At 71.4% G+C, this 21,726-nt stretch carries 22 protein-coding genes; 15 read left to right on the plus strand and 7 right to left on the minus strand.

What is annotated here, in order from left to right; translation table 11 throughout:
- Positions 1-14: 14 nt before the first annotated feature.
- Positions 15-1,199 (minus strand): cytochrome P450, encoded by a 1,185-nt coding sequence (locus ABZ815_RS13630; RefSeq protein WP_357697417.1) that lies wholly within the window; start codon positions 1,197-1,199, stop codon positions 15-17.
- Between the two features lie 205 nt (positions 1,200-1,404).
- Between ABZ815_RS13630 and ABZ815_RS13635 the strand changes: the two genes are divergently transcribed.
- From ABZ815_RS13635 to ABZ815_RS13675, 9 genes are all read left to right on the plus strand, one after another.
- Entirely contained in the window at positions 1,405-1,686 is a 282-nt protein-coding gene (locus ABZ815_RS13635) for a hypothetical protein (protein ID WP_357697419.1), read from the plus strand.
- Positions 1,687-1,980: 294 nt separating this feature from the next.
- Positions 1,981-2,826 carry a fumarylacetoacetate hydrolase family protein gene (locus tag ABZ815_RS13640; protein WP_357697421.1) on the plus strand — a complete coding sequence of 282 codons (846 nt, stop codon included), beginning with the start codon at positions 1,981-1,983 and terminating at the stop codon, positions 2,824-2,826.
- Positions 2,826-4,115 carry an L-fuconate dehydratase gene (locus ABZ815_RS13645; protein WP_357697422.1) on the plus strand — a complete coding sequence of 430 codons (1,290 nt, stop codon included), beginning with the start codon at positions 2,826-2,828 and terminating at the stop codon, positions 4,113-4,115. Before ABZ815_RS13640 ends, ABZ815_RS13645 begins: the two co-directional genes overlap by 1 nt.
- On the plus strand, positions 4,112-4,855 hold the full coding sequence (locus tag ABZ815_RS13650; RefSeq protein WP_357697424.1) for an SDR family oxidoreductase: 744 nt from the start codon (positions 4,112-4,114) through the stop codon (positions 4,853-4,855). Before ABZ815_RS13645 ends, ABZ815_RS13650 begins: the two co-directional genes overlap by 4 nt.
- 6 nt (positions 4,856-4,861) lie before the next feature.
- On the plus strand, positions 4,862-5,902 hold the full coding sequence (locus ABZ815_RS13655) for a sugar ABC transporter substrate-binding protein (protein ID WP_357697426.1): 1,041 nt from the start codon (positions 4,862-4,864) through the stop codon (positions 5,900-5,902).
- Positions 5,902-7,383 carry a sugar ABC transporter ATP-binding protein gene (locus ABZ815_RS13660; RefSeq protein ID WP_357697428.1) on the plus strand — a complete coding sequence of 494 codons (1,482 nt, stop codon included), beginning with the start codon at positions 5,902-5,904 and terminating at the stop codon, positions 7,381-7,383. Before ABZ815_RS13655 ends, ABZ815_RS13660 begins: the two co-directional genes overlap by 1 nt.
- The gene (locus ABZ815_RS13665) at positions 7,380-8,369 is read left to right on the plus strand and encodes an ABC transporter permease (RefSeq protein ID WP_357697430.1); all 990 of its coding nucleotides are present in this window, start codon (positions 7,380-7,382) and stop codon (positions 8,367-8,369) included. Before ABZ815_RS13660 ends, ABZ815_RS13665 begins: the two co-directional genes overlap by 4 nt.
- A complete protein-coding gene (locus ABZ815_RS13670; protein ID WP_357697432.1) occupies positions 8,369-8,674 on the plus strand; it encodes an L-rhamnose mutarotase in 306 nt (101 codons plus the stop codon). The genes ABZ815_RS13665 and ABZ815_RS13670 overlap by 1 nt, the downstream gene beginning before the upstream one ends.
- On the plus strand, positions 8,671-9,591 hold the full coding sequence (locus ABZ815_RS13675) for an aldo/keto reductase (RefSeq protein ID WP_357697434.1): 921 nt from the start codon (positions 8,671-8,673) through the stop codon (positions 9,589-9,591). Before ABZ815_RS13670 ends, ABZ815_RS13675 begins: the two co-directional genes overlap by 4 nt.
- A gap of 17 nt (positions 9,592-9,608) precedes the next feature.
- Here the strand turns inward: ABZ815_RS13675 and ABZ815_RS13680 are convergent, their stop codons facing one another.
- From ABZ815_RS13680 to ABZ815_RS13705, 6 genes are all read right to left on the minus strand, one after another.
- Complete coding sequence (locus ABZ815_RS13680) at positions 9,609-10,556, minus strand: DNA polymerase ligase N-terminal domain-containing protein (RefSeq protein WP_357697436.1); 948 nt, start codon at positions 10,554-10,556, stop codon at positions 9,609-9,611.
- Between the two features lie 38 nt (positions 10,557-10,594).
- On the minus strand, positions 10,595-11,269 hold the full coding sequence (locus tag ABZ815_RS13685) for a FadR/GntR family transcriptional regulator (RefSeq protein WP_357697438.1): 675 nt from the start codon (positions 11,267-11,269) through the stop codon (positions 10,595-10,597).
- Between the two features lie 25 nt (positions 11,270-11,294).
- Positions 11,295-12,320 (minus strand): MBL fold metallo-hydrolase, encoded by a 1,026-nt coding sequence (locus ABZ815_RS13690; RefSeq protein ID WP_357697440.1) that lies wholly within the window; start codon positions 12,318-12,320, stop codon positions 11,295-11,297.
- Between the two features lie 37 nt (positions 12,321-12,357).
- A complete protein-coding gene (locus ABZ815_RS13695; protein ID WP_357697442.1) occupies positions 12,358-13,473 on the minus strand; it encodes a steroid 3-ketoacyl-CoA thiolase in 1,116 nt (371 codons plus the stop codon).
- 43 nt (positions 13,474-13,516) lie between these two features.
- A complete protein-coding gene (locus tag ABZ815_RS13700; RefSeq protein WP_357697444.1) occupies positions 13,517-14,521 on the minus strand; it encodes a sigma-70 family RNA polymerase sigma factor in 1,005 nt (334 codons plus the stop codon).
- 84 nt (positions 14,522-14,605) lie between these two features.
- Positions 14,606-15,256 (minus strand): TetR family transcriptional regulator, encoded by a 651-nt coding sequence (locus tag ABZ815_RS13705; protein ID WP_357697446.1) that lies wholly within the window; start codon positions 15,254-15,256, stop codon positions 14,606-14,608.
- Between the two features lie 187 nt (positions 15,257-15,443).
- Here ABZ815_RS13705 and ABZ815_RS13710 point away from each other — a divergent pair, with 187 nt between their 5' ends.
- The 6 genes from ABZ815_RS13710 to ABZ815_RS13735 are packed head-to-tail and all read left to right on the plus strand — an operon-like array spanning position 15,444 to position 21,717.
- Complete coding sequence (locus ABZ815_RS13710; RefSeq protein WP_357697448.1) at positions 15,444-17,048, plus strand: AMP-binding protein; 1,605 nt, start codon at positions 15,444-15,446, stop codon at positions 17,046-17,048.
- Positions 17,048-18,070 carry an acyl-CoA dehydrogenase family protein gene (locus ABZ815_RS13715; RefSeq protein ID WP_357697450.1) on the plus strand — a complete coding sequence of 341 codons (1,023 nt, stop codon included), beginning with the start codon at positions 17,048-17,050 and terminating at the stop codon, positions 18,068-18,070. Before ABZ815_RS13710 ends, ABZ815_RS13715 begins: the two co-directional genes overlap by 1 nt.
- Positions 18,070-19,224, plus strand: coding sequence for an acyl-CoA dehydrogenase family protein (locus ABZ815_RS13720; RefSeq protein WP_357697452.1), 1,155 nt, complete (start codon positions 18,070-18,072; stop codon positions 19,222-19,224). Before ABZ815_RS13715 ends, ABZ815_RS13720 begins: the two co-directional genes overlap by 1 nt.
- On the plus strand, positions 19,221-20,159 hold the full coding sequence (locus ABZ815_RS13725; protein WP_357697454.1) for a bifunctional MaoC family dehydratase N-terminal/OB-fold nucleic acid binding domain-containing protein: 939 nt from the start codon (positions 19,221-19,223) through the stop codon (positions 20,157-20,159). Before ABZ815_RS13720 ends, ABZ815_RS13725 begins: the two co-directional genes overlap by 4 nt.
- Complete coding sequence (locus tag ABZ815_RS13730) at positions 20,156-20,551, plus strand: MaoC/PaaZ C-terminal domain-containing protein (RefSeq protein WP_357697456.1); 396 nt, start codon at positions 20,156-20,158, stop codon at positions 20,549-20,551. The genes ABZ815_RS13725 and ABZ815_RS13730 overlap by 4 nt, the downstream gene beginning before the upstream one ends.
- Complete coding sequence (locus tag ABZ815_RS13735; RefSeq protein WP_357697458.1) at positions 20,551-21,717, plus strand: lipid-transfer protein; 1,167 nt, start codon at positions 20,551-20,553, stop codon at positions 21,715-21,717. The genes ABZ815_RS13730 and ABZ815_RS13735 overlap by 1 nt, the downstream gene beginning before the upstream one ends.
- Positions 21,718-21,726 lie beyond the last annotated feature (9 nt).

Genomic DNA, 21,726 nt, shown 5'->3' on the forward strand with positions numbered 1-21,726 from the left:
TGCCTACGGGAGGGTCAGGCGATCGTGACCGGCAGCTCCTTGATGCCGTTGATGAAGTTCGAGCGCAGGCGGCGGGCCGGGCCGGCCTGGCGGATGCGCGGGCGGCGCCTGGCCAGTTGCTCGAACAGCACGCGCAGCTCCAGCTTGGCGAGGTGGTTGCCGAGGCAGAAGTGCGCGCCGCCGCCGCCGAACCCGATGTGCGTGTTGGGCGTGCGCCCGATGTCGAAGACCTCCGGGTCCGGGAAGACGGAGGCGTCCCGGTTGGCGGAGGAGTAGAAGACCACGACCTTGTCGCCGTCCTTGACGGGCTGCCCGCCGAGCACCTGGTCGGCCATGGAGGTGCGCCGGAACAGGTTGACCGGCGACACCCACCGGACGATCTCGTCGGCCGCCGTCCTGGCCAGCGTGGGGTCGGCGACCAGGCGGTCCCACTGGTCGGGGTGGTCGAAGAGGGCCAGCATGCCGCCGGAGGCCGCGTTGCGGGTGGTCTCGTTGCCCGCGACGATCAGCAGCAGGACGAAGAGGTCGAACTCGTCCTCGCTGAGGTTTTCGCCCTTCTCGTCGGGCTGGAGGAGCTTGGTGATGATGTCGTCCTTGGGGCTGGCTCTGCGCTGCGCCGCGAGCTCGTTGGCGTAGGCGTACACCTCCATGGCCGCGCCGGAGCCCTCCTCGGGCGTCGCGGCGTAGTCGGGGTCCTGGGCGCCGATCATGCGGTTCGACCAGGAGAACAGCTTGTCGCGGTCGGTCGCGGGGGCGCCGAGCAGCTCGCAGATCACGTACAGGGGGAGGGGGGCGGAGACCTCGGTGACGAAGTCCACCTCGCCGGAGCACTTGTCGAGGAGGTCGTCGCAGATGTCGCGGATGTGCTGTTCGAGGGCGCCGATCGTCCGGGGGGTGAAGCCGCGGTTGACCAGCGAACGCCGCCTGGTGTGCTCGGGCGGGTCCTGGTTGAGCATCATCAGCCGCTGGAGGGCGATCTGGTCCTCGGGCATCTCGTCGAAGAGGGCGAGCTTCTTGGCCGAGGAGAACAGCTCGGAGTGGCGGGACACATGCACGACGTCCTCGTAGCGGGTGACCGCCCAGAACCCGGGCTCGCCCTCGTGCCAGTGGACGGGGGAGTTGGCGCGGAGCCAGGCGAGCTGTTCGTGGGGTGGGCCGGAAGTGGCGTAACGGTCCCTGTCGACGAGGTCGATATGCACGCGCGGTCACCTCTTGATCAAGCGCTTGTTTTATATGTACTGAAACGTGTTCTATTACGCCACTGTACGCCCGTCAAGTAGCCCCGGTCGGCGCCGAGCTCCCGTCCGACCGGACACCTCGATGTAACCCCGCGGAACGCCACCCCCAACTGCCGTCCTCTCGCCCGCCCTCTGGGGGGCGGGCGGTCGGGGGGTGGGGTGGTCGGTGGTCCTGAGGTGGAGAGCTAGGCGCTCACCGGCCGAACGCCTGCTCTACGTGTTGCAGGCCGTCGCACTCGGCTTCGCGTGCGCGGCGGCGCGGGCGTGTACGGGCACGTTGTGGATGGCGGTCGGCGTGTACACCGGCCACCTTCTGCTCCCGACGAGGCCCCTCCACCACGGCGTGCAATTCGTCATCCCGGCCTGCGCGCTCACCGTCACCGGGCTGCTGCTGCTCCGGCCACGACGCAGGGGAGCGAGCGTGGGAAGGGGTGTCGCCCCGGTGTAGTGCCCGCGGGCGCACGTGCGAGACGACCACGGCCGGCGCACAGGGCCCCAGCCCCCGTTCCACGCCGAGCGGCGCACCTCTGAGGCACGTCCGATGTTTTCCAAGGCGAGGTGATCGGCAGAGAAGAGGAAGCCGTCGGAGCTGTGGGGGCTGGGTTGGGTGGTTTGCTTGGGGTTCGAGGTGTGGGTTCAGGTTACGGATCGGATGTATCCCGCTGGACGCCCTTGACATGCGCCGCCATCCCGCAGCAGCATCTGAGATACAGACATCCGATGAATGACTGAAGGGTGCGGTGTGAAGCTGCTGCGAGTGGGACCTGTCGGGCAGGAGCGGCCGGTGGTGATGGACGCCTCCGGCACCCTGCGCGACATCGGGGAGCCCGAGATCGACGGGGCTTTTCTCGCCTCCGGGGGAGTGGCGCGCGTGCGTGCCGCGCTGGAGCGTGGCGACCTGCCCGTCGTTGACGCCGCCGGGCTGCGGGTGGGCGCGCCGATCGCCCGTCCGGGCAAGGTGGTCTGCATCGGGCTGAACTACCGCGACCACGCCGCCGAGTCCGGCGCCGAGCCGCCCGCCGAGCCCGTGGTGTTCATGAAGGCCGCCAACACCGTGATCGGCGCGTACGACGAGGTGCTGGTGCCGCGTGGCAGCGTGAAGACCGACTGGGAGGTGGAGCTGGCGGTCGTCATCGGCAAGCAGGCCCGCTACCTCGACAGCCGGGAGGAGGCCCTCGACGTGATCGCCGGATACGCGATCTCCAACGACGTCTCCGAGCGTGAGTTCCAGCTCGAACGCGGCGGTCAGTGGGACAAGGGCAAGTCGTGCGAGACGTTCAACCCGCTGGGCCCCTGGCTGGTGACGGCGGACGAAGTCGGCGACCCGCAGAGCCTGGGGCTGCGCCTCTGGGTGAACGGCGAGCAGCGCCAGGACGGCGCCACCAAGGACATGATCTTCGACGTGGCCGAGATCGTGCGCTATCTGAGCCGGTTCATGGTGCTCGAACCCGGTGACGTGATCAACACCGGCACCCCGGCCGGGGTCGCGATGGGCATCCCCGGACAGCCGTACCTGCGCGCCGGTGACGTGATGGAGCTGGAGATCGACGGGCTCGGCCGCCAGCGCCAGACGGTGGGGCAGGGCTGATGTCGTACAGAATCGTCGCGCTGGAGACGCACGACGTGCGCTTCCCCACCTCGCGCGAGCTGGACGGGTCGGACGCGATGAACCCCGACCCCGACTACTCCGCGGCGTACGTGGTGCTGAGGACCGACGACGGGGTTGAGGGGCACGGGTTCGCGTTCACCATCGGGCGCGGCAACGACGTGCAGACCGGGGCGATCCGGGCGCTTGAGTCGTACGTGCTCGGCCGGGACGTCGAAGACCTGGGCGCCCTGTACAAGGAGCTGGTCAACGACTCGCAGCTGCGGTGGCTGGGGCCGGAGAAGGGCGTCATGCACATGGCGATCTCCGCCGTGGTCAACGCCCTGTGGGATCTGAAGGCCAGGCGGGCGGGCAAGCCGGTGTGGCGGCTGCTGTCCGAGATGTCTCCCGAGGAGATCGTCGGGCTGATCGACTTCCGCTACCTGAGCGACGCGCTCACCCGGGACGAAGCCCTCCAGATCCTGAAAAACGCGGAAGAGGGGAAGGAAGAGCGGATCCAGCGGCTCATCGAGACCGGCTACCCCGCCTACACCACCTCCCCCGGCTGGCTGGGCTACGACGACGACAAACTGCGACGCCTCTGCAAGGAGGCGCTCGACCAGGGCTTCGGCCAGATCAAGCTCAAGGTCGGCGCCGACCTCGACGACGACCTGCGCCGCTTCCGCGTGGCCCGCGAGGTCTGCGGCCCCGACTACCCGATCGCGATCGACGCCAACCAGCGCTGGGACGTCGCCTCGGCCATCGAGTGGGTCGGCGCGCTGAGCCCGTACCGGCCGCACTGGGTGGAGGAGCCGACCAGCCCCGACGACGTGCTCGGTCACGCCGCCATCGCCGAGGGCATCAGGCCGGTCCCGGTCGCCACCGGCGAGCACGTCCAGAACCGCATCGTCTTCAAGCAGCTCCTCCAGGCCGGCGCGATCTCCTTCCTGCAGATCGACGCGGCCAGGGTCGGCGGGGTCAACGAGAACCTGGCGATCCTGCTGCTCGCGGCCAAGTTCGGCGTGCCGGTCTGCCCGCACGCGGGCGGCGTCGGGCTGTGCGAGCTGGTGCAGCACCTGTCGATGTTCGACTACGTGGCCGTCACCGGCACGATGGACGGCCGCGTGATCGAGTACGTCGACCACCTCCACGAGCACTTCGTGCACCCGGTCGTCATCGACAACGGCCGCTACGCCGCCCCCATGGCGCCCGGCTTCAGCGCCGAGATGCACACGGCGTCGATCGCCGCCCACACGTTCCCCGACGGCGAGGTCTGGAGGTCCGCGTCATGACGCTCAAGGCCATCGTGACCGGCGGCGGTTCGGGCATCGGCCTGGCCACCGCCACCCTGCTCGTGGCGCGCGGCATGAAGGTCGCCTGCCTCGACCTCGTCCCGCCCGGCGACCCGTTCGTCGGGATCAAGGCGGACGTGGCGGACGACGCGTCCGTGCGCGCGGCGGTGGCCGAGGCCGCCGAGCGGCTGGGCGGCATCGACATCCTGATCAACAACGCGGGCGTCGGCGCCCAGGGCACGGTCGAGGACAACCCGGACGAGGAGTGGCGGAAGGTCTTCGACGTCAACGTGTTCGGCATGGTGCGGGTGAGCCGGGCGGCGCTGCCGTACCTGCGCGAGTCGCGGCACGCGGCCATCGTCAACACCTGCTCGATCGCGGCCACCGCGGGGCTGCCGGACCGGGCGCTCTACAGCGCGACCAAGGGCGCGGTGTTGTCGCTGACCCTCGCCATGGCCGCCGACCACGTCCGCGAGGGCATCCGCGTCAACTGCGTCAACCCGGGCACCGCCGACACCCCGTGGGTGGGGCGGCTGCTCGACTCGGCCGACGATCCCGAGGCCGAACGAGCGGCGCTGAACGCCCGGCAGCCCATGGGCCGTCTGGTCAGCGCCGAGGAGGTCGCCGCGGCGATCGCCTATCTGGCGGGTCCCGAGGCCGCCTCGACCACCGGCACCGCGCTCGCGGTCGACGGCGGCATGCAGGGGCTGCGGCTCCGGCCAACCAACCAAGGAAGGTAACCCCCCATGAAGATCGGTCCGGTGGTCGCGAGCGCGGCCCTGCTGGCGGTCGTCGCCGCCTGTGGCTCCAGCGGCACGAGCGGCACCAGCGGTTCCACGGCGGAAGGGGGAGGCGGCGGCAAGGTGGGCATCGACCACCCGCGCGCCGACTCCGACTTCTGGAACTCCTACATCAAGTACGTCCCGCAGATGGCGACCGAGCTCAAGGTCGACCTGATGCCCGCCACGAACTCCCAGAACGACGTCTCCAAGCTGGTCAACAACGTGCAGGCGCTGGTCGGCCAGGGCGCCAAGGCGATCGTCATGGCCCCCCAGGACACCGGCGCCATCGCCAACACGCTCCAGCAGCTGGAGAACAAGAAGATCCCCGTGGTGACCGTGGACACGCGCCCCGACAAGGGCAAGGTCTACATGGTCGTACGCGCCGACAACCGCGCGTACGGCACCAAGGCGTGCGAGTTCCTCGGTGAGAAGCTCGGCGGCAAGGGCAAGGTCGTGCAGCTTGAGGGCGCGCTCAGCTCGATCAACGGCCGCGACCGGTCCGAGGCGTTCAACGAGTGCATGAAGAGCAAGTTCCCCGGCATCACGGTGTTCAGCGAGCCGACCGAGTGGGAGGGCAGCAAGGCGGCGTCCATGCTCCAGACCCGCTTGGAGCAGAACCCGGACATCAAGGGCATCTACATGCACGCCGGCGGCGTGCACCTGGCCCCGACGCTGCAGGTGCTCAAGCAGAAGAACCTGCTGGTCCCGCCGACCGACCCCAAACACGTCTTCGTGGTCTCCAACGATGGCATCCCGCAGGAGTTCGAGGAGATCCGCAAGGGCAACATCGACGCCACGGTGTCGCAGCCGGCCGACCTCTACGCCCGGTACGCGATCTTCTACGCCAAGGCCGCGGTCGACGGCAAGACGTTCCAGCCGGGGCCGACCGACCACGGCAGCAACATCATCCAGCTCCCCAACGGCTTCGAGGACCAGCTCCCGGCGCCGCTGGTGACGAAGGACAACGTGGACGACCAGAACCTCTGGGGTAACCAGGTCAAGTGATGAAATATCACGTTGAAGCCCGAAATGTCGTCAAGCGTTTCGGCCCGACCACCGCGCTGAACGGCGCGGAGATCGCCATCGCCGAGGGCCAGACCCACGCCCTCGTCGGCCGGAACGGCGCGGGGAAGTCCACCCTCGTGTCGATCCTCACCGGGCTCCAGCGGCCGGACGAGGGCGAGGTGCTGTTCTCGGGAGAGACGGCGCCCGCCCTCGGCGACCGCGACGCCTGGCGGCGGCGCGTCGCCTGCGTGTACCAGAAGTCCACGATCATCCCGGCGCTGACGGTCGCGGAGAACCTGTTCGTCAACCGCCAGACCGAGCGCGGCCGGGTGATCAACTGGCGGACGCTGCGGGCCAAGGCGCGTGAGCTGCTGGACACGTACGAGGTGGACGTCGACCCGCGGGCGCTGGCCGGCGAGCTGAGCGTCGAGCAGCGGCAGCTCGTGGAGATCGCGCGGGCGCTGTCGTTCGGCGCGCGCTTCATCATCCTCGACGAGCCCACCGCCAGGCTCGACGGCCCGGCCATCGAGCGGCTGTTCACCCGCATGCGCTCGCTGCGCGAGCAGGGCGTCACGATGATGTACATCTCCCATCACCTGGACGAGGTGTACGAGATCTGCCAGAGCGTCACGGTCTTCCGCGACGCCCGGCACATCGTGACCCGGCCGGTCGAGGGCTTCCCGCACAACGAGCTGGTGGACGCGATGACCGGCGAGGCCACGGCCGCCTACCAGGCCCGGCAGCGCACGCCGGGCGAGGCGGTCGTGCTGGCGGGCGCGGGCCTGTCGCTGGCCGGCCGCTACCAGGAGGTGGACATCGCGGTCAGGTCCGGCGAGGTCGTGGGCCTGGCCGGCTCGGCGAGCAGCGGCAAGGTCGGCCTGGCCGAGACCCTGGTCGGGCTGCGCAAACCGGACACGGGCACGGTCACGATCGACGGCGACCAGGTCAGGCCGGGCGACGTGCCCGCCGCCATGCGGGCCGGGCTCGGGTTCGTGCCCGAGGACCGGCATCACGAGGGCTTCGTCCCGATGTTGTCCGTGGGGGAGAACGCCACCCTGCCGATCGCCCACAAGCTGGGCCCCTACGGCATCGTCTCGCCCGCGCGGCGCCGGGCCAGGGCCGTCCAGATGATCGAGAGCCTGGACATCAAGACCGAGGGGCCCGACCAGCCCGTCGGCGACCTGTCCGGCGGGAACGCGCAGAAGGTCGTGTTCGCGCGGGCGCTCGTGGACGACCCGAGGGCCCTGGTCGTGATCAACCCGACCGCGGGCGTCGACGTCAAGGCCAAGCAGGCCCTGCTCGGCGCGGTCGAGGACGCGGTCGGCCGGGGCGCGGGGGCCGTCGTGGTCTCCGACGAGCTCGACGACCTGCGCATCTGCGACCGGGTGCTGGTGATGTTCCACGGCCGGGTCGTCAAGGACGTGCCGCGTGGCTGGACCGACCACGAGCTCGTGGCCGTGATGGAAGGCATACAAGAGTGACCACATTGACTGCTCCGGCCCCCCGGCTGCGGCTGGCCAGGTTCCGCGACCTGACCCTGGTGCCGGTGATCCTGCTCCTGCTCGTCGTGGGCGCGTTCCTCGACCCGACCTTCCTGACGGCGGGCAACCTGACGAACGTCCTGCAGCAGCAGGCGGCGATCTCGCTGCTCGTGCTGGCCGAGGCGATGATCCTGATCGCCGGGAAGTTCGACCTGTCGCTGGAGTCGACGGTCGGCAGCGCGCCCAGCATCGCCGTGATGCTGGTCGTCCCGGCGTCGGCGGGCGGGTTCGGCCTCGGGCTGCCCGGCTGGCTGGTGATCCCGCTGGCCCTGCTCGTGGGCGCGGCCATCGGCGCGTTCAACGGGTTCCTGATCATCAGGTTCCAGCTCTCTGCGTTCATCGTCACGCTGGCCATGCTGATCATCGTGGACGGCCTCCAACAGGGGCTCACCCAGGGCAAGACGCTGTTCGAGCTGCCCGACTCGTTGCTCTACCTCGGCAGCGCCACCTGGCTCGGCCTGCCCGCCGCCATCTGGATCGCAGCGCTGCTGTTCGCCGCCGGGGTCTTCGGCCTGACCTACCTCAGGCTCGGCCGCGCCCTGTACGCCATCGGCGGCAACGCCGACGCCGCCCGCGCCGCCGGCATCCGGGTGGACCGCGTGCTGTTCGGCGTGTTCGTGCTCGGCGGCATCCTGGCCGCCACGGCCGGCATCCTGGAGACCGGACGCCTCGGCGGGATCGGCAACGAGATGGGCGACGGCTGGATCTTCATGGTCTTCGCCGCGGCCGTCATCGGCGGCGTCAGCATGGACGGCGGCAAGGGCACCGTCCTCGGCGCGCTGACCGGCGTGCTGGTGATCGGCCTGGTCCAGAACATCCTGACCCTCATCGGGGTCTCCGGCTTCTGGCAACCGGTGATCTACGGTGGCATCATTCTGATCGCACTGATCATCAGCAGGATCGCCGGCGGAAAGGCGCAGGACTGATGGAACGCCTCGCCCTCCGCACCAGGCTCAAGGCCGGGTGCGAGGAGATCTACGACAGGGAGCACGCCGAGATCCCGGCCGCTCTGGAGTCCGCCATGCGCGCCAACGGCGTGATCTCGTGGCGCATCTGGCGCGACGGCCTTGACCTGTTCCACTTCGTGGAGGTCGAGGACTACGCCGCGCTGCAGGCCGCGCTCAAGGACGACCCCGCCGACCAGGCCTGGCAGCGTCAGATGAACCGCCTGCTCGACGGCGACTTCGACAAGTCGGCGGGCGGTTTGCGGCCGGTCTGGGAGATGACGTGATCGACCTGCCCCGCGTCGGCTTCGGCGGCGCCCCGATCGGCAACCTGTACCAGGCGGTCTCCGGCGAGCAGGCGCGCGCCACGGTCGACGCGGCCTGGGACAGCGGCGTGCGGCTCTACGACACCGCGCCGCACTACGGGCTCGGGCTGTCCGAGCGCCGCCTGGGCGCCGCGCTCGCCGAGCGGTCGGGCTACGTCCTGTCCACGAAGGTGGGCCGGCTGGTGGTGCCCTCGCAGGTCCGCGAGGACGACGAGATCTTCGACGTCCCCGTCGGGCTGGGCCGCGCATGGGACTTCTCGGCCGACGGGGTGCGCGACTCCCTGGAGGACTCCCTCGCCCGGCTCGGCCTGCCCGAGATCGACATCGCGCTCATCCACGACCCCGACGACCACGTGGAGCAGGCGCTCGCCGAGGCGTACCCAGCGCTGGCCGAGCTGCGGGAACAGGGCGTGGTGAAGGCGATCGGCGTCGGCATGAACCAGTGGCGGGCGCCGCTGCGGTTCGTCCGGGAGACCGGGATCGACGTCGTCATGCTCGCCGGCCGCTACACGCTGCTCGACCAGTCGGGGCTGCCGCTGCTGGAGGAGTGCGCCGAACGCGGCGTCAGGGTGCTGGCGGCCGGGGTCTTCAACAGCGGCCTGCTGGCCACGCCGACGCCGTCGGGCACCTTCGACTACGCGCCCGCGCCGGCGCCGCTGCTCGACCGGGCCGTCCGGATCGCCAAGACCTGCGAGCGCCACGGCGTCACCCTGCCGCAGGCGGCCATGGCCTTCCCGCTGCGGCATCCGGCGGTCGCCTCGATCGTCCTGGGCGCCCGCGCGCCCGAGGAGGTGCTGGCCAACGCCACCCTGTGGTCCCGCCCGGTCCCCGAGGACCTGTGGCTGGAACTGGCCGACGAGGGCCTGCTGACGGCCTGACCGCGACGCCGGCGGCGTCAGGAGGGGATGAACAGCCAGGACCTGGACGTGCCGGACTCGTAGCGGGAGTCCAGGCGTTTGGCGACCACGCCGGGCAGGCCCTGCTCGCGTGCCGCCTGCCGCACCGGACCGGCCTCGCCGGGCCACGAGGGCGCGGTCTGCCAGCGCGGACCGGCCAGCTCCAGCGCCTCCAGGGCGGCCCGCCGGTCGGCGAACGGCTCGTCCAGCAGGGAACGGCCCTCGTCGTACAGCAGGTCGTGGACGACCAGGATCTCGGTCCCGCCCAGCGTGACCACCTCGCCGTCCAGCACCGCCGTCCGGCTGCCGAACGACTCGGCCAGCGGACGCAGCCAGGGGTGCTCGCGGGCGGCTGTCGTGCGCCCGCCGTCGATGGGGACCAGGAGCCGGCGTCCGCGCCAGGCGAACTCGAAGGCGTAGGCGGTGGCGTCCCTGGGCGGCCGGACGCGCTCGGTGGGCAGCATGGGCTCCACGTCGGGGAACGGGTCGCGGACGGGGGCGTCCATGCGGTGGATCATCCAGTTCTTGCCCCGCGTCCGGAACAGCACGAACCGGCCGGAGGCCCGCCTGCCGTGCAGGACGAACTTGACCTCGCGGTCGGACCACTTCTCGGTCTCGTACGTGCCGGTGTCCCAGACGGTCATCGTGCCGCCGCCGTACTCGCCCTGGGGGATCTCGCCGTGGAAGGTGAGGTACTCCATCGGGTGGTCCTCGGTGTGCACGGCCAGGTGGTTGGTGCCGGGGTCGGCGGGCAGGCCCTTGGGGACCGCCCAGGAGGCCAGCACGCCGTCGTGTTCCAGCCGCAGGTCCCAGTGCAGGGACCGGGCGTGGTGCTCCTGGATGACGAACGCGGCGCCGCCACCGTCCTCGGGGGAGGTGGCGGGCACGGGCTCGGGGGTCCGGCTGGGGTCGCGTTTGCTGCGGTATCGCTCCAGTTTGTCGGGCACGACACGGGTACTGCCCGGGGAGCGGTCCCGCGTGCCGATCAGTCGAGCGCTTTGCGCAGCCACGCCTCCACGCCCGCGACGTGCACGGTGGCCCAGGAGCGCGCCACGTCCGGCTGGCGGGCGGCGATGGCCTCGTAGATCGCGGTGTGCTGCTCGCGGGTCTTCGTCATCGCGCCCTCCTGGGTGAGGCCGCGCCACACCCGGGCCCGAGTGGTCGGACCTGAAAGGCTCTCGATGAACGAACACAGCACGCTGTTGCCCGACCCGCGCGCGATGCGCTGGTGGAACTCCAGGTCGTTGGCGACCAGCTCCTCGACCGTCGGCTCGGCGGGCAGCGAGTCGAGGATGAGCCGCAGCTCCTCGATGTCCGCCTCGCTCATCAGCTCGGTGGCCATGGCCGTCGCGGCCGGCTCAAGGATGCGCCGGACCTCGAAGAACTGGATCACCGTGTCGTCGCGGTGCAGGTCGAGCACGAACGACATGGTGTCGAGCAGCAGGTGCGGCTCCAGGCTGGTGACGTACGTGCCGTCGCCCTGGCGTACGTCGAGCACGTTGATCAGGGCGAGCGCGCGGACGGCCTCGCGCAGCGAGTTGCGCGACAGGCCGAGCCGCTCGGCGAGGTCGGCCTCCTTCGGCAGGCGGTCGCCCGGAGTCAGCTCGCCGGAGAGGATCATCTGCTTGATCTTGTCGATGGCCGCGTCGGTGACCGCCACACTCTTCTCCCTAGACATCGGATGTCTAGGAGTCTAGAGCCTGGAAGCGTACGGGATCGACGTTCGGGACGCGGCGGATCAGACCCCGGGCCTCCAGCGTGCGCAGATGGGCCGCGGCCTCGCCGGCCGCCATGCCGCGCAGCACGGGGGCCAGGTCGTCCCAGGGCCGGTTCCAGGTCATCATCGCGGCGACCTCCCAGATGGTCAGCGGTCGCGACCGCTCGGCCAGGAGGGTGCGCAACCGGATCAGCTTCTCCTCGTGATGGTGGCGGATCTCGGCGGCGCGTGCGGCAACATCGGGAAATATCCACTCATGTGCGGGCAAAGCGTCCAGGGGGCCCAGCTCGCCGACCCGGTCGAGCGAGTCCATGAAGTCGCCCAGCGGATCGACGTCGTCCCGGTCGTAGGGATAGATCCCGATGTGCGGGGTGATGTCGGGAAGGACGTGGTCGCCGGTGAACAGCCGGTCGGCGTCCTCCAGGTGCAGGCAGATGTGGCCCGGCGTGTGACCGGGGGTGTGCACGGCCCGCAGCTTGCGGCCCGGCAGGTCCACCAGGTCGCCGTCGCGCAGCTCGCGGTCGGGCAGCGCGGGCGGCGTCGGCCGGGCGCCCATCGCCTCGCGCGCCTCGGCGGGATCGGCCCCGGCCCGCCGGAGCATGTCGGACTGGAAGCTCGCGTGCTCCTCCGCGGCGAGCCCGTGCATGAGCCGGACCAGCGCCGCGTCCGCCTCGTGCATCGCGATCCAGGCCCCGGACGCCTCCTTGACCTGCCCGGCGAGCCCGGCGTGATCGGGATGGAAGTGGGTGACGACCACACCGCTGACGGCCGCGACGTCGAGCCCGAGCTCGGCCAGGCCGCCGCTGAGCGCCTCCCAGGCATCGGGATGGTTCCAGCCGGCGTCGACCAGCACCGGCCCGCGCGGCGACTCGACGGCGTAGACCAGCGTGTAGCCGAGAGGATTGCCCGGGATGGGCACCGGCACGCTCCACACCCCGCCGCCGAGCTCCTGCGGCCGCTGCTCCGAGTACGGCCTGCGCCTGGTCTTCCCCACCGGTTCCCCCGATCGAGCACGTGCGTTGAATGGTAGATCAGGCGATGCGTTCGAGGATCGTCGCCGTGGCCAGTGCGCCGCCCGCGCACATCGTGACCAGCGCGGTGTTGCCGTCGGAGCGTTCGAGCTCGTGCAGGGCGGAGGTGATGAGCCGGGCGCCGGTGGCCCCGACGGGATGGCCGAGCGCGATGGCCCCGCCGTTGACGTTGACCCGGTCGAAGTCGGGCTCGTGCGCGGCGGCCCACGAGAGCACCACGGACGCGAACGCCTCGTTCACCTCGAACCTGTCGATGTCGCCCATGGTCATCCCGGCCGCCGCCAGCACCTTCGCGGTCGCCTCCACGGGACCGTCGAGGTGATAGTACGGCTCGGCCCCGACGAGCGCCTGCGCCAGGATGCGCGCCCTGGGCCGCAGCCCCTGCCGGCGGGCCTCCTGCTCGCTCGTCACCAGCACGGCGGCCGCGCCGTCGGAGATCTGCGAGGACGTGCCGGCCGTGTGCAGGGCGCCCTCGGCGACCGGCTTGAGCCCGGCCAGGCTCTCCACCGTGGTCTCGCGTAACCCCTGATCTCTGCGTACGGACCCGACGGGCACGATCTCCCGGTCGAACCGCCCGTCGGCCCACGCCTTGGCCGCCAGGCGCTGCGAGCGCGCGCCGAACCAGTCGAGCCGCTCCCTGGTCAGCCCCCGCCGCCGCGCGATCCGCTCGGCCGCGGTGAACTGGTCGGGCAGGTCGATGCTCCAGTCGTCGGGACGCGGCCGGGCGGGCCGCACGTTGCTGCCGAGCGGCGCCCTGCTCATGACCTCGACCCCGCACCCGATGCCCGCCTCGATGACGCCCGCCCTGATCAACGCCGCCGCCAGGTGCACGGCCTGCTGCGAGGAGCCGCACTGGGCGTCGATCGTGGTGACCCCCGTCTGGTAGGGGAGCCCGGCGTAGAGCCAGGAATGGCGGCCGACGTGACCGCCCTGCTCACCCGCCTGGGTGACGCATCCGGCGAACACCTGGCCGACGGCGGCCGGGTCGACGCCGGCGCGCTCGACCAGCCCGTTCAGCGCCGCGGCCAGGACCTGCTGCGGCTTGAGCCCCGACAGCCATCCCGCCTTCTTGCCGATGGGCGTGCGAACGGCCTCGACGATCACCGGTGTGCCCACAGTCGCCTCCAGAACGTTGCTCTGGCCGTGACTGTAACGCGTTCTACTTTCCGGTGGAAGCCTCGCTTCCGGCGGGGATCTCGGCACGCAGCCCGAAGGTGTCGAAAAGCTGCAGGTCGAAGAACATGGCGACGTGGTTGATACCTTCGTCGCGCAGCGCCAGCACCATGATCGCGAAGGGGCGGTAGGTGTCGCCCTCGCGGAAGTAGACGGCGAACGCGGGCTGGCCGTTGGCGGCGACCGGAAGCAGCTTGAGGTCGTGGGGCCGGCTCGCGGGGCACTGGTTGGAGACCAGCTCGCCGATCGCGTCGGGACCTTCGTACCAGCCCACGTAGGGCGGCATCTCCCAGATCGCGTCTTTGGTGAACAGCGAGACCAGCTCGTCGACGTCGTAGTTCTCGAACGCGGCGACGTAGCGGTCGAGCAGGTGGCGCTGCTCGGCCGACAGCGGCTCGACCGGGTCGTCGAGAGTCGGCGAGACCTCGCTGAGCTGCGCGCGGGCCCGCTGGAGGATGCTGTTGACGGCCGCCGTGGACAGGCCGACCGCCTCGGCCACCTCGGCCGCCCGCCACCTGAGCACGTCGCGCAGGATCAGCACCGCGCGCTGCCGGGGCGGCAGGTGCTGCAGCGCGGCGACGAGCGCGAGCCTGATGCTCTCGCGCGAGGTCACGATCGAGGCCGGGTCGCCGCCCGCCTCGACCCCGGCCAGCGTGTCGGGCACCGGCTCCAGCCAGGGCACCTCGCCGTCCTGGACCAGCGGCGCGCTCGCCTCGGTGCTCGGGGCGCCGAGGCCGGTCGGCAGGGGCCGCCGGCCGCGGCTGTCGAGCGCGGTCAGGCAGGCGGTGGTGGCGATGCGGTAGAGCCACGTACGCAGCGACGACCGCCCCTCGAACCCGTCGTAACCCCGCCACGCGCGCAGATACGTCTCCTGCACGAGATCCTCGGCGTCGTGCACCGACCCCAGCATCCGGTAGCAGTGTGCGAACAGCTCGCGCCGCATCGGATCGGCCAGCCGGAGGAAGTCGTCGCTCGTCGGCTTGTCGCTCATGTCCCCTGTATAGCTCCCGCCACCGACAATTTCGGTGGCGGCCCCGGCCGCTTTTAGGGCATGACGGAGATGTCCGACAAGAGGCTAGATGTCGGACAGGAGGCGATTCGCGGCGGTCTCGATGCGCCGCTGGATCTGGTCGTACGTGCGCCGCCCCCGCAACATCTCCAGCAGCTCCTGCACCCACACGCTGGCCAGCGAGCCCGCGAGGTCGAGCTGCTCCTCGCCGGCCTGGTCGACCGTCAGCCCGTCGGCGGACACGCGCAGCAGCAGCCCCGTCATGCGGTCGCCGAACGGTGTCTGGACCTCGGCCATGATCAATGACCGGATCAGCGCGTCGGCCAGCTCCGGCTCGCGCATCAGCCCCCGGGTGGCCCGCATGAGCACGTCGACGGCCCGGCTGGCCGGCGTGGAGGCCCCGGGCGGGCGGCGCTCGATGCTGCTCTCCAGCAGGTCGATCTCCTCGCCCACGACCGCCACGACCAGGTCCATCTTGGACGGGAAGTAGCGGTAGAGCGTGCCCAGCGCCACGCCGGCGCGCTCGGCGACCGTGCGCATCTGCATGGCCTCGACGCCGCCGCGCGAGGCCAGCGCGGCCGCGGCCTGGACGATGCGCTTGCGGCGTTGGTGCTGGCTGCGGGTGCGGACACTGCGACCGCCCGCCGCGGCGCGGCCCTCGGCGGCCCCCTCGGTGTCGCTGGGGGGCGCGGAGAATGACCCGGGCGAGGTACGCATAAGAACACGTTATCTGATTTCTCGACAACGCGGCTTGTTACTCGCGAGTCACAAACAGGCCGTATCGGCCCATGTCTACGGCGTTACAGGACTATGTCGGAACATGGCGAACAAGGCCGGCACTGGACAGATATTAGAATCTGTTCTAGTTTGCCATTCGGCTTACCTAGCGCTTGCTGGAGGCTCGATGATCGCGCAGACGCTGGCGGCCCTGCTCCTCGACCGGGCGCAGGACGACCGACCTGGGCTGATGTTCGAGGGCGCGGTGTGGTCGTGGCGCGAGCACGTCGCCCGCTGCCGGGCGGCGGCGGCCTGGCTGAGCGGGCGCGGCCGGGGTCTGCACGTGGGCGTGCTGGGGGAGAACGTCCCGGAGCTGCTCTTCCTGCTCGGCGGCGCGGCGCTCGGCGGGCACGTGCTGGTCGCGCTGAACCCGACGCGCCCGGTGGACGAGCTGATCCGGGACGCCCGCGCCACCGACGTGGACCTCCTGCTCTGGGACGTCCCCTTCGCGGGCCTGGCCCGGCCGGTCGCCGAGGCGCTGGGTTTGGAGAGCCTGCCGCTGTCCACGGTGTCGTCCCTGGGGGAGGGCGAGGGCCGGGCCGCCGAGCCGGGGCCCGGCGACCTGGTGATGCTGATCTTCACGTCGGGCACCTCGGGTCGGCCCAGGGCCGTCCGGATCACGCAGCGCAAGCTGGCGCTGCCGGGGCTGAGCCTGGCGGCGCTGCTCACGCCCGAGGACGTCGTCTACTGCTCGATGCCGCTGTTCCACTCCGGGGCCCTGATGGCCGCCTACGCCCCGGCCGTGGCCTCGGGGGCGGCGCTGGCCGTGCGCAGGCGGTTCTCGGCCTCCGGCCTGCTGCCGGACGTACGGCGGCACGGCTGCACGTACCTGCACTACGTCGGCAAGGCGCTCTCCTACGTCCTGGCCACGCCCGAACGCCCGGACGACGCCGACAACCCCCTCAGGATCGCCTTCGGCAACGAGGGCAGCGCGGTCGCGACCAGGCGGTTCGGCGAACGGTTCGGCTGCCGGGTGATCGACGCCTTCGGCTCCACCGAGACGGCCATCTCCTTCACCCCCGACCCCGGCGGCCCGCCCGGCAGCCTCGGCAGGCTGGGCGCGGGCGTGGAGATCCTCGACCCACTCACCGGACGCCCGTGCCCGCCCGCCCGCATCGAGGGCGGCCGCCTGCTCAACCCGGACGAGGCCGTCGGCGAACTGGTCAACACCTCCGGCCCGGGCCTGTTCGAGGGCTACTACAACGACCCGGACGCGGACGCCGAACGCGTCAGGGACGGCGCGTTCTGGTCCGGCGACCTGGCCTACGCCGACCCCGCCGGGCACGTCTTCTTCGCCGGGCGCGGCACCGAACGCCTGCGCGTGGACGGCGAGAACCTGGCGGTCGCGCCGGTGGAGGCCGCCCTGCGCGAGTTCGGCGGCGTGGTGGAGGCGGCGGTCTACCCGGTGCCGGACGCGGCGGCCGGCGACCAGGTGATGGCGGCGCTGATCCTGGACGGCCCCTTCGACGCCGGGGCGTTCACCACGTTCCTGGCAGGTCGGACCGACCTGGGCCCCAAGTCCTTACCCCGCTATATCCGGATTTGTAGTGAACTTCCGCTGACCCCTTCTCACAAGGTCATCAAGCGGATCCTGGCCAAGGAGGCGTGGCGGACCGGCGACCCCGTCTGGTGGCGGTCCCCGGCCGGGCTGCGCCCCCTGACCGGCGCGGACGTCAAGGCCATCGAGGACGAGTTCGTCGAGCACGGCAGGCACCACCTCTTGGAGAGCTGATGGATTTCAACCTGGACGAGACCCAGCAGGACCTGAAAAAGCTGACCGCCGAAGTTCTGACCAGGGAGGAGGCCGCCGCCGGGGAAGGGACCGGAGCCGCCGGGAAGGAGGGCGGCGCGACGGCCGGGGACGGGCTGTGGCGGGCCGGGCTCATGAGCGTGTGCGCGTCCGAGGAGGCGGGCGGCGCGGGGCTCGGACCGGTCGAGATGGCCGTGGTGCTGCGCGAGGTCGGGGCGCGGGCGGCGGCCGTACCGGCGTTGCCCGTCCTGGTGAGCACGCTGGCGCTGGCCCGTCACGGCGGCCCTGACCAGCGGCGACGGGTCACGCGTGGCACGCTGGCCCGCCGCGAGCCCGGCCGGGCCCCGGCCGATCCGCCCGAGACGGCCGCCCGCCGCGAGGGTGACGGCTGGACGCTGACCGGGCGGAAGGTCTCGGTGCCGTACCCGGCGGACGACGTCCTGGTCACCGCGGACGAGGGGCTGTTCCTGGTGACGTCGCCGTCCACGAGCCCGGAGTTCACCTCGACCGGCGAGCCGGCCGCCACGGTCCTGCTGGACGGCACGCCCGCCGAGCGGGTGGCCGGGCCCGAGGCCGCCGCCGACGCCGGGCGGCTGTTCACCGTGGCCGTCGCCGCGCAGGCGAGCGGCGTCCTGGCCGGGGCGCTCGACCTGACCACCGCCTACATCAGGACCAGGCGGCAGTTCGGCCGCGCGCTGGCCGAGTTCCAGGCCGTGACCATGCAGATCGCCGACATCTACATCGCGGGACGGGCCCTCGACGTCGCCATGTGGTCGGCCGCCTGGCGGCTGGGCGAGGGGCTGTCCGCCGACGAGGACGTGGCGCTGGCCGCGTTCCACGTCTGCGAGGCCGTCAAGGCCCTCTACACCTGCCAGCACCTGCACGGCGGCCTCGGGCTGGACGTCACCTACCCGCTGCACCGCTACTTCGCGCAGGCCAAGCACCTGTCCCACCTGCTCGGCGGCGCCGACGCCCAGCTCGACCTGATCGGAGCCCTCGTCTGATGCTGATCGACCTGACCCCCGAGCAGCGCGCGCTCCGCGACGAGCTGCGCGAGTACTTCCGCGGCTGCCTGACCGCCGAGGACCGCGCCAAGATCGCCGACGATCCGTTCGGCGAGGCGTACATGGAGCACTGCCGCCGGCTCGGCCGCGACGGCAAGCTCGGGCTGGGCTGGCCCAAGGAGTACGGCGGAGGCGGCTACGGCCCGCTGGAGCAGCAGATCTTCGCCAACGAGATCGCCCGTGCGGGCGTGCCGTACCCGATCATCACCGTGCAGACGGTGGGCCCGACGCTGATGCAGTACGGCACCCAGGAGCAGAAGGACCGCTTCCTGCCGCGCATCCTGGCCGGGGAGTGCCACTTCGCGATCGGCTACAGCGAGCCCGAGGCCGGCACCGACCTGGCCTCCCTGCGCACCACGGCGGTCCTCGACGGCGGCCACTACGTCGTCAACGGCCAGAAGATCTTCACCAGCGGCGCGCACTACGCCCAGTACATCTGGCTGGCGGCCCGGACGAACCCGGAGGCCAAGAAGCACAAGGGCATCACGATGATGATCGCCGCCACCGACGACCCCGGCTTCTCCTGGACCCCGATCGTCACCATGGACGGCCGCCACCACACGAACTCCACCTACTTCTCCGACGTCCGCGTCCCGGTGGACATGGTGGTCGGCGAGGTGGACCGCGGTTGGGACCTGATCGTCAACCAGCTCAACCACGAACGCGTCACCCTCGGCCCCGCCGGGAACCTCGGCCAGACCTACGACCGCTTCCTCGCCTGGGCCAGGCACGCCGGGCTGACGGACAACCCGGACGTACGCCGCGCCCTCGCCCGGGTGCGGGCCGCCTTCCGTACGAACGAGCTGCTGAACTGGCAGGTGGCGGCCAACATGGACCTCGGCTGGCTGGGCGCGCCCGACGCCTCGGCCACCAAGATCTACGGCTCCGAGCGCATGCAGGAGATCGGCCGGCTGGTCTGCGACGTCGTGTCCAGGTACGGCGACCCCTCGGACCCGGAGACGGCCGAGCTGGCCGAGCGCATGGACCACGGCGTCAAGGGCGCGGTGGTGCTGACGTTCGGCGGCGGGGTCAACGAGGTGCAGCGCGAGCTGATCGCGATGCTCGGCCTGAGCCTGCCGAGGCCGCCGCGATGACCGACCCGATGGCCGTCGCGATGACCGCCGCGATGACAGACGCCGAGTTGCGCGAGCTGGCCGGCAAGCAGGTGGCGATGGGGGAGCTGCGCGGCACCCCGGCCGCCGACCCGGTGAACGCGCCCATGATCCGCCACTGGCTGGAGGCCATGGGCGACGCCAACCCGCGCTACCTGGAGGAGGGGGTGGCCCCGCCGGCGATGGCCCAGGTGTGGACCATGCAGGGGCCAGGCTCGCAGGCCAAGGACCGCTCGCCGGTGGACGACCTGCTGGCCGCGCTCGACGCCGCGGGCTTCACCGGGGTCGTGGCGACCAACTGCGAGCAGACCTACCACCGGTACGCCGGGATCGGCGAGCTGCTGACGCCCGCCACCCGCTTCACGTCGTTGTCCGGCCCGAAGCGCACCGCCCTGGGTGAGGGCTACTTCGCCACCTGGAACGTCACCTGGTACGGCGACGACGACCGGCCCGTCGCCGAGATGCTCTTCCGGGTGCTGAAGTTCCGTCCCAAGGCTCCTGCCCCGCGCGCGCGGGAGCCGTACCCGCTGCGGCCGGCGGTCAACAGGGACACCGCGTTCTTCTGGGAGGGCGTGCGGGACGGCGAGCTGCGCGTCCAGAGCTGCGCGGACTGCGGCGAGCTGCGGCACCCGCCCGGCCCGATGTGCCCGGCCTGCCGTTCGGCGAACCGGTCGCACGTCGTCGTGAGCGGCCGCGGCACCCTGTACAGCTACGTCGTCCACCACCATCCGCCGGTGCCGGGGCGCGAGGTCCCGTTCGTGGTGGGCGTGGTGGAACTGCCGGAAGGAGTGCGGATCGTGGGCAACGTCGTGGACTGCCCGGCCGAGAAGGTGGAGGTCGGGATGGCCCTGCGGGTGACGTACCGGTCGATGGACGACGAGCTCGTCCTGCCGATGTGGACGCCGGAGGAGCCGTGACCCCCGCCACCGGCACGGCCCTGCCCGAGCTGATCGTCGACCTGACCCCGACGACGGTGATCGCCACGGCCCTGGCCACCAGGGACTTCACCCCCGTGCACCACGACACCGCCAAGGCCCGCGCCCAGGGCTCGAAGGACATCTTCCTCAACATCCTCACCACCATGGGCCTGGTGGAACGCTATGTCACCGACTGGACGGGCCCGGAGGCGGTCATCACGAGCATCAACGTCAGGCTGGGCGTCCCGGCGTACGCGGGGGACCGGCTGAGCTTCAGCGGCGTGATCGTCGAGCGCGACGGCGACCGGTACACCGCGCAGGTGCGCGGCAGGGTGAGCCTGGGCGACCACGCCACCGGCACCGTCACCTTCGTCCTGCCGGGGAGCGCGTGATGCCGGGCGGGCGCGCGGCGATCGCGGGCATCGGCGCCACCGAGTTCAGCAAGGACTCGGGCCGGTCGGAGCTGCGGCTGGCGGCCGAGGCCGTGCTCGCCGCCCTGGACGACGCCGGGGTGCCGCCGTCCGAGGTGGACGGCATGGTCACCTACACCCAGGACTCCAACCAGGAGATCGCCGTCGCCCGGGAGACCGGGGTCGGCGACCTCACCTTCTTCTCCCGCGTCGAGTACGGCGGCGGCGCGGCCTGCGGCACCGTCGCGCACGCGGCCATGGCCGTGGCCACCGGCATGGCCCGCACGGTGGTCTGCTACCGGGCCTTCAACGAGCGCTCCGGCCGCCGCTTCGGCCAGCCGAACGCGCGGCTGACCGGGGAGCCCACCTCCCAGGGCCTGGAGATGAGCTGGCACGTGCCGTACGGGCTGATGACCCCGGCCGCGTGGGTCGCCATGTTCGCACGGCGGTACATGCACGAGTTCGGGGCGACGTCGGAGGACTTCGGGCGGGTGGCGGTGGCCATGCGCCGGCACGCCGCCACGAACCCGGCCGCCTGGTTCCACGGGCGTCCGATCACGCTGGAGGAGCACCAGGCGTCCAGGTGGATCGTGGAGCCGCTGCACCTGCTCGACTGCTGCCAGGAGAGCGACGGCGCGGTGGCCCTGGTCGTGACATCCGCCGAACGCGCCCACGACCTGCGCAGATCGCCCGCGGTGATCACGGCGGCGGCGCAGGGGGCGGGCGCGGGCCAGATGATGATGACGAGCTACTACCGGGACGACATGAGCGGCCTGCCGGAGATGTCCGTCGTCGGCCGCCAGTTGTGGGAGATGTCCGGGCTGTCCCCGCAGGACATCCAGACGGCCATCCTGTACGACCACTTCACCCCGTTCGTCCTGGCCCAGCTGGAGGAGCTGGGCTTCTGCGGGCGCGGCGAGGCCCCGGACTTCCTGCGGGACGGCGGCATCGAGCTGGACGGCCGCCTGCCCGTCAACCCGCACGGCGGGCAACTGGGCGAGGCGTACATCCACGGCATGAACGGCATCGCCGAGGCCGTCCGGCAGGTCCGCGGGACGGCCGCCAACCAGGTGGCCGGGGTGCGGAACGTCCTGGTCACGGCGGGGACGGGCGTGCCGACGAGCGGCCTGATCCTGTCGTCGGCGTGACATTGTGTT

Origin of the sequence: Nonomuraea sp. NPDC047529, assembly GCF_040642995.1 — a bacterium.
Classification (GTDB): domain Bacteria; phylum Actinomycetota; class Actinomycetes; order Streptosporangiales; family Streptosporangiaceae; genus Nonomuraea.

Coding starts and splice junctions, on each gene's coding strand:
- ABZ815_RS13725 (WP_357697454.1), top strand. CDS start 19,221: ATGACCGACCCGATGGCCGTCGCGATGACCGCCGCGATGACAGACGCC.
- ABZ815_RS13650 (WP_357697424.1), top strand. CDS start 4,112: ATGACGCTCAAGGCCATCGTGACCGGCGGCGGTTCGGGCATCGGCCTG.
- ABZ815_RS13735 (WP_357697458.1), top strand. CDS start 20,551: ATGCCGGGCGGGCGCGCGGCGATCGCGGGCATCGGCGCCACCGAGTTC.
- ABZ815_RS13710 (WP_357697448.1), top strand. CDS start 15,444: ATGATCGCGCAGACGCTGGCGGCCCTGCTCCTCGACCGGGCGCAGGAC.
- ABZ815_RS13715 (WP_357697450.1), top strand. CDS start 17,048: ATGGATTTCAACCTGGACGAGACCCAGCAGGACCTGAAAAAGCTGACC.
- ABZ815_RS13720 (WP_357697452.1), top strand. CDS start 18,070: ATGCTGATCGACCTGACCCCCGAGCAGCGCGCGCTCCGCGACGAGCTG.
- ABZ815_RS13705 (WP_357697446.1), bottom strand. CDS start 15,256: ATGCGTACCTCGCCCGGGTCATTCTCCGCGCCCCCCAGCGACACCGAG.
- ABZ815_RS13670 (WP_357697432.1), top strand. CDS start 8,369: ATGGAACGCCTCGCCCTCCGCACCAGGCTCAAGGCCGGGTGCGAGGAG.
- ABZ815_RS13655 (WP_357697426.1), top strand. CDS start 4,862: ATGAAGATCGGTCCGGTGGTCGCGAGCGCGGCCCTGCTGGCGGTCGTC.
- ABZ815_RS13660 (WP_357697428.1), top strand. CDS start 5,902: ATGAAATATCACGTTGAAGCCCGAAATGTCGTCAAGCGTTTCGGCCCG.
- ABZ815_RS13645 (WP_357697422.1), top strand. CDS start 2,826: ATGTCGTACAGAATCGTCGCGCTGGAGACGCACGACGTGCGCTTCCCC.
- ABZ815_RS13700 (WP_357697444.1), bottom strand. CDS start 14,521: ATGAGCGACAAGCCGACGAGCGACGACTTCCTCCGGCTGGCCGATCCG.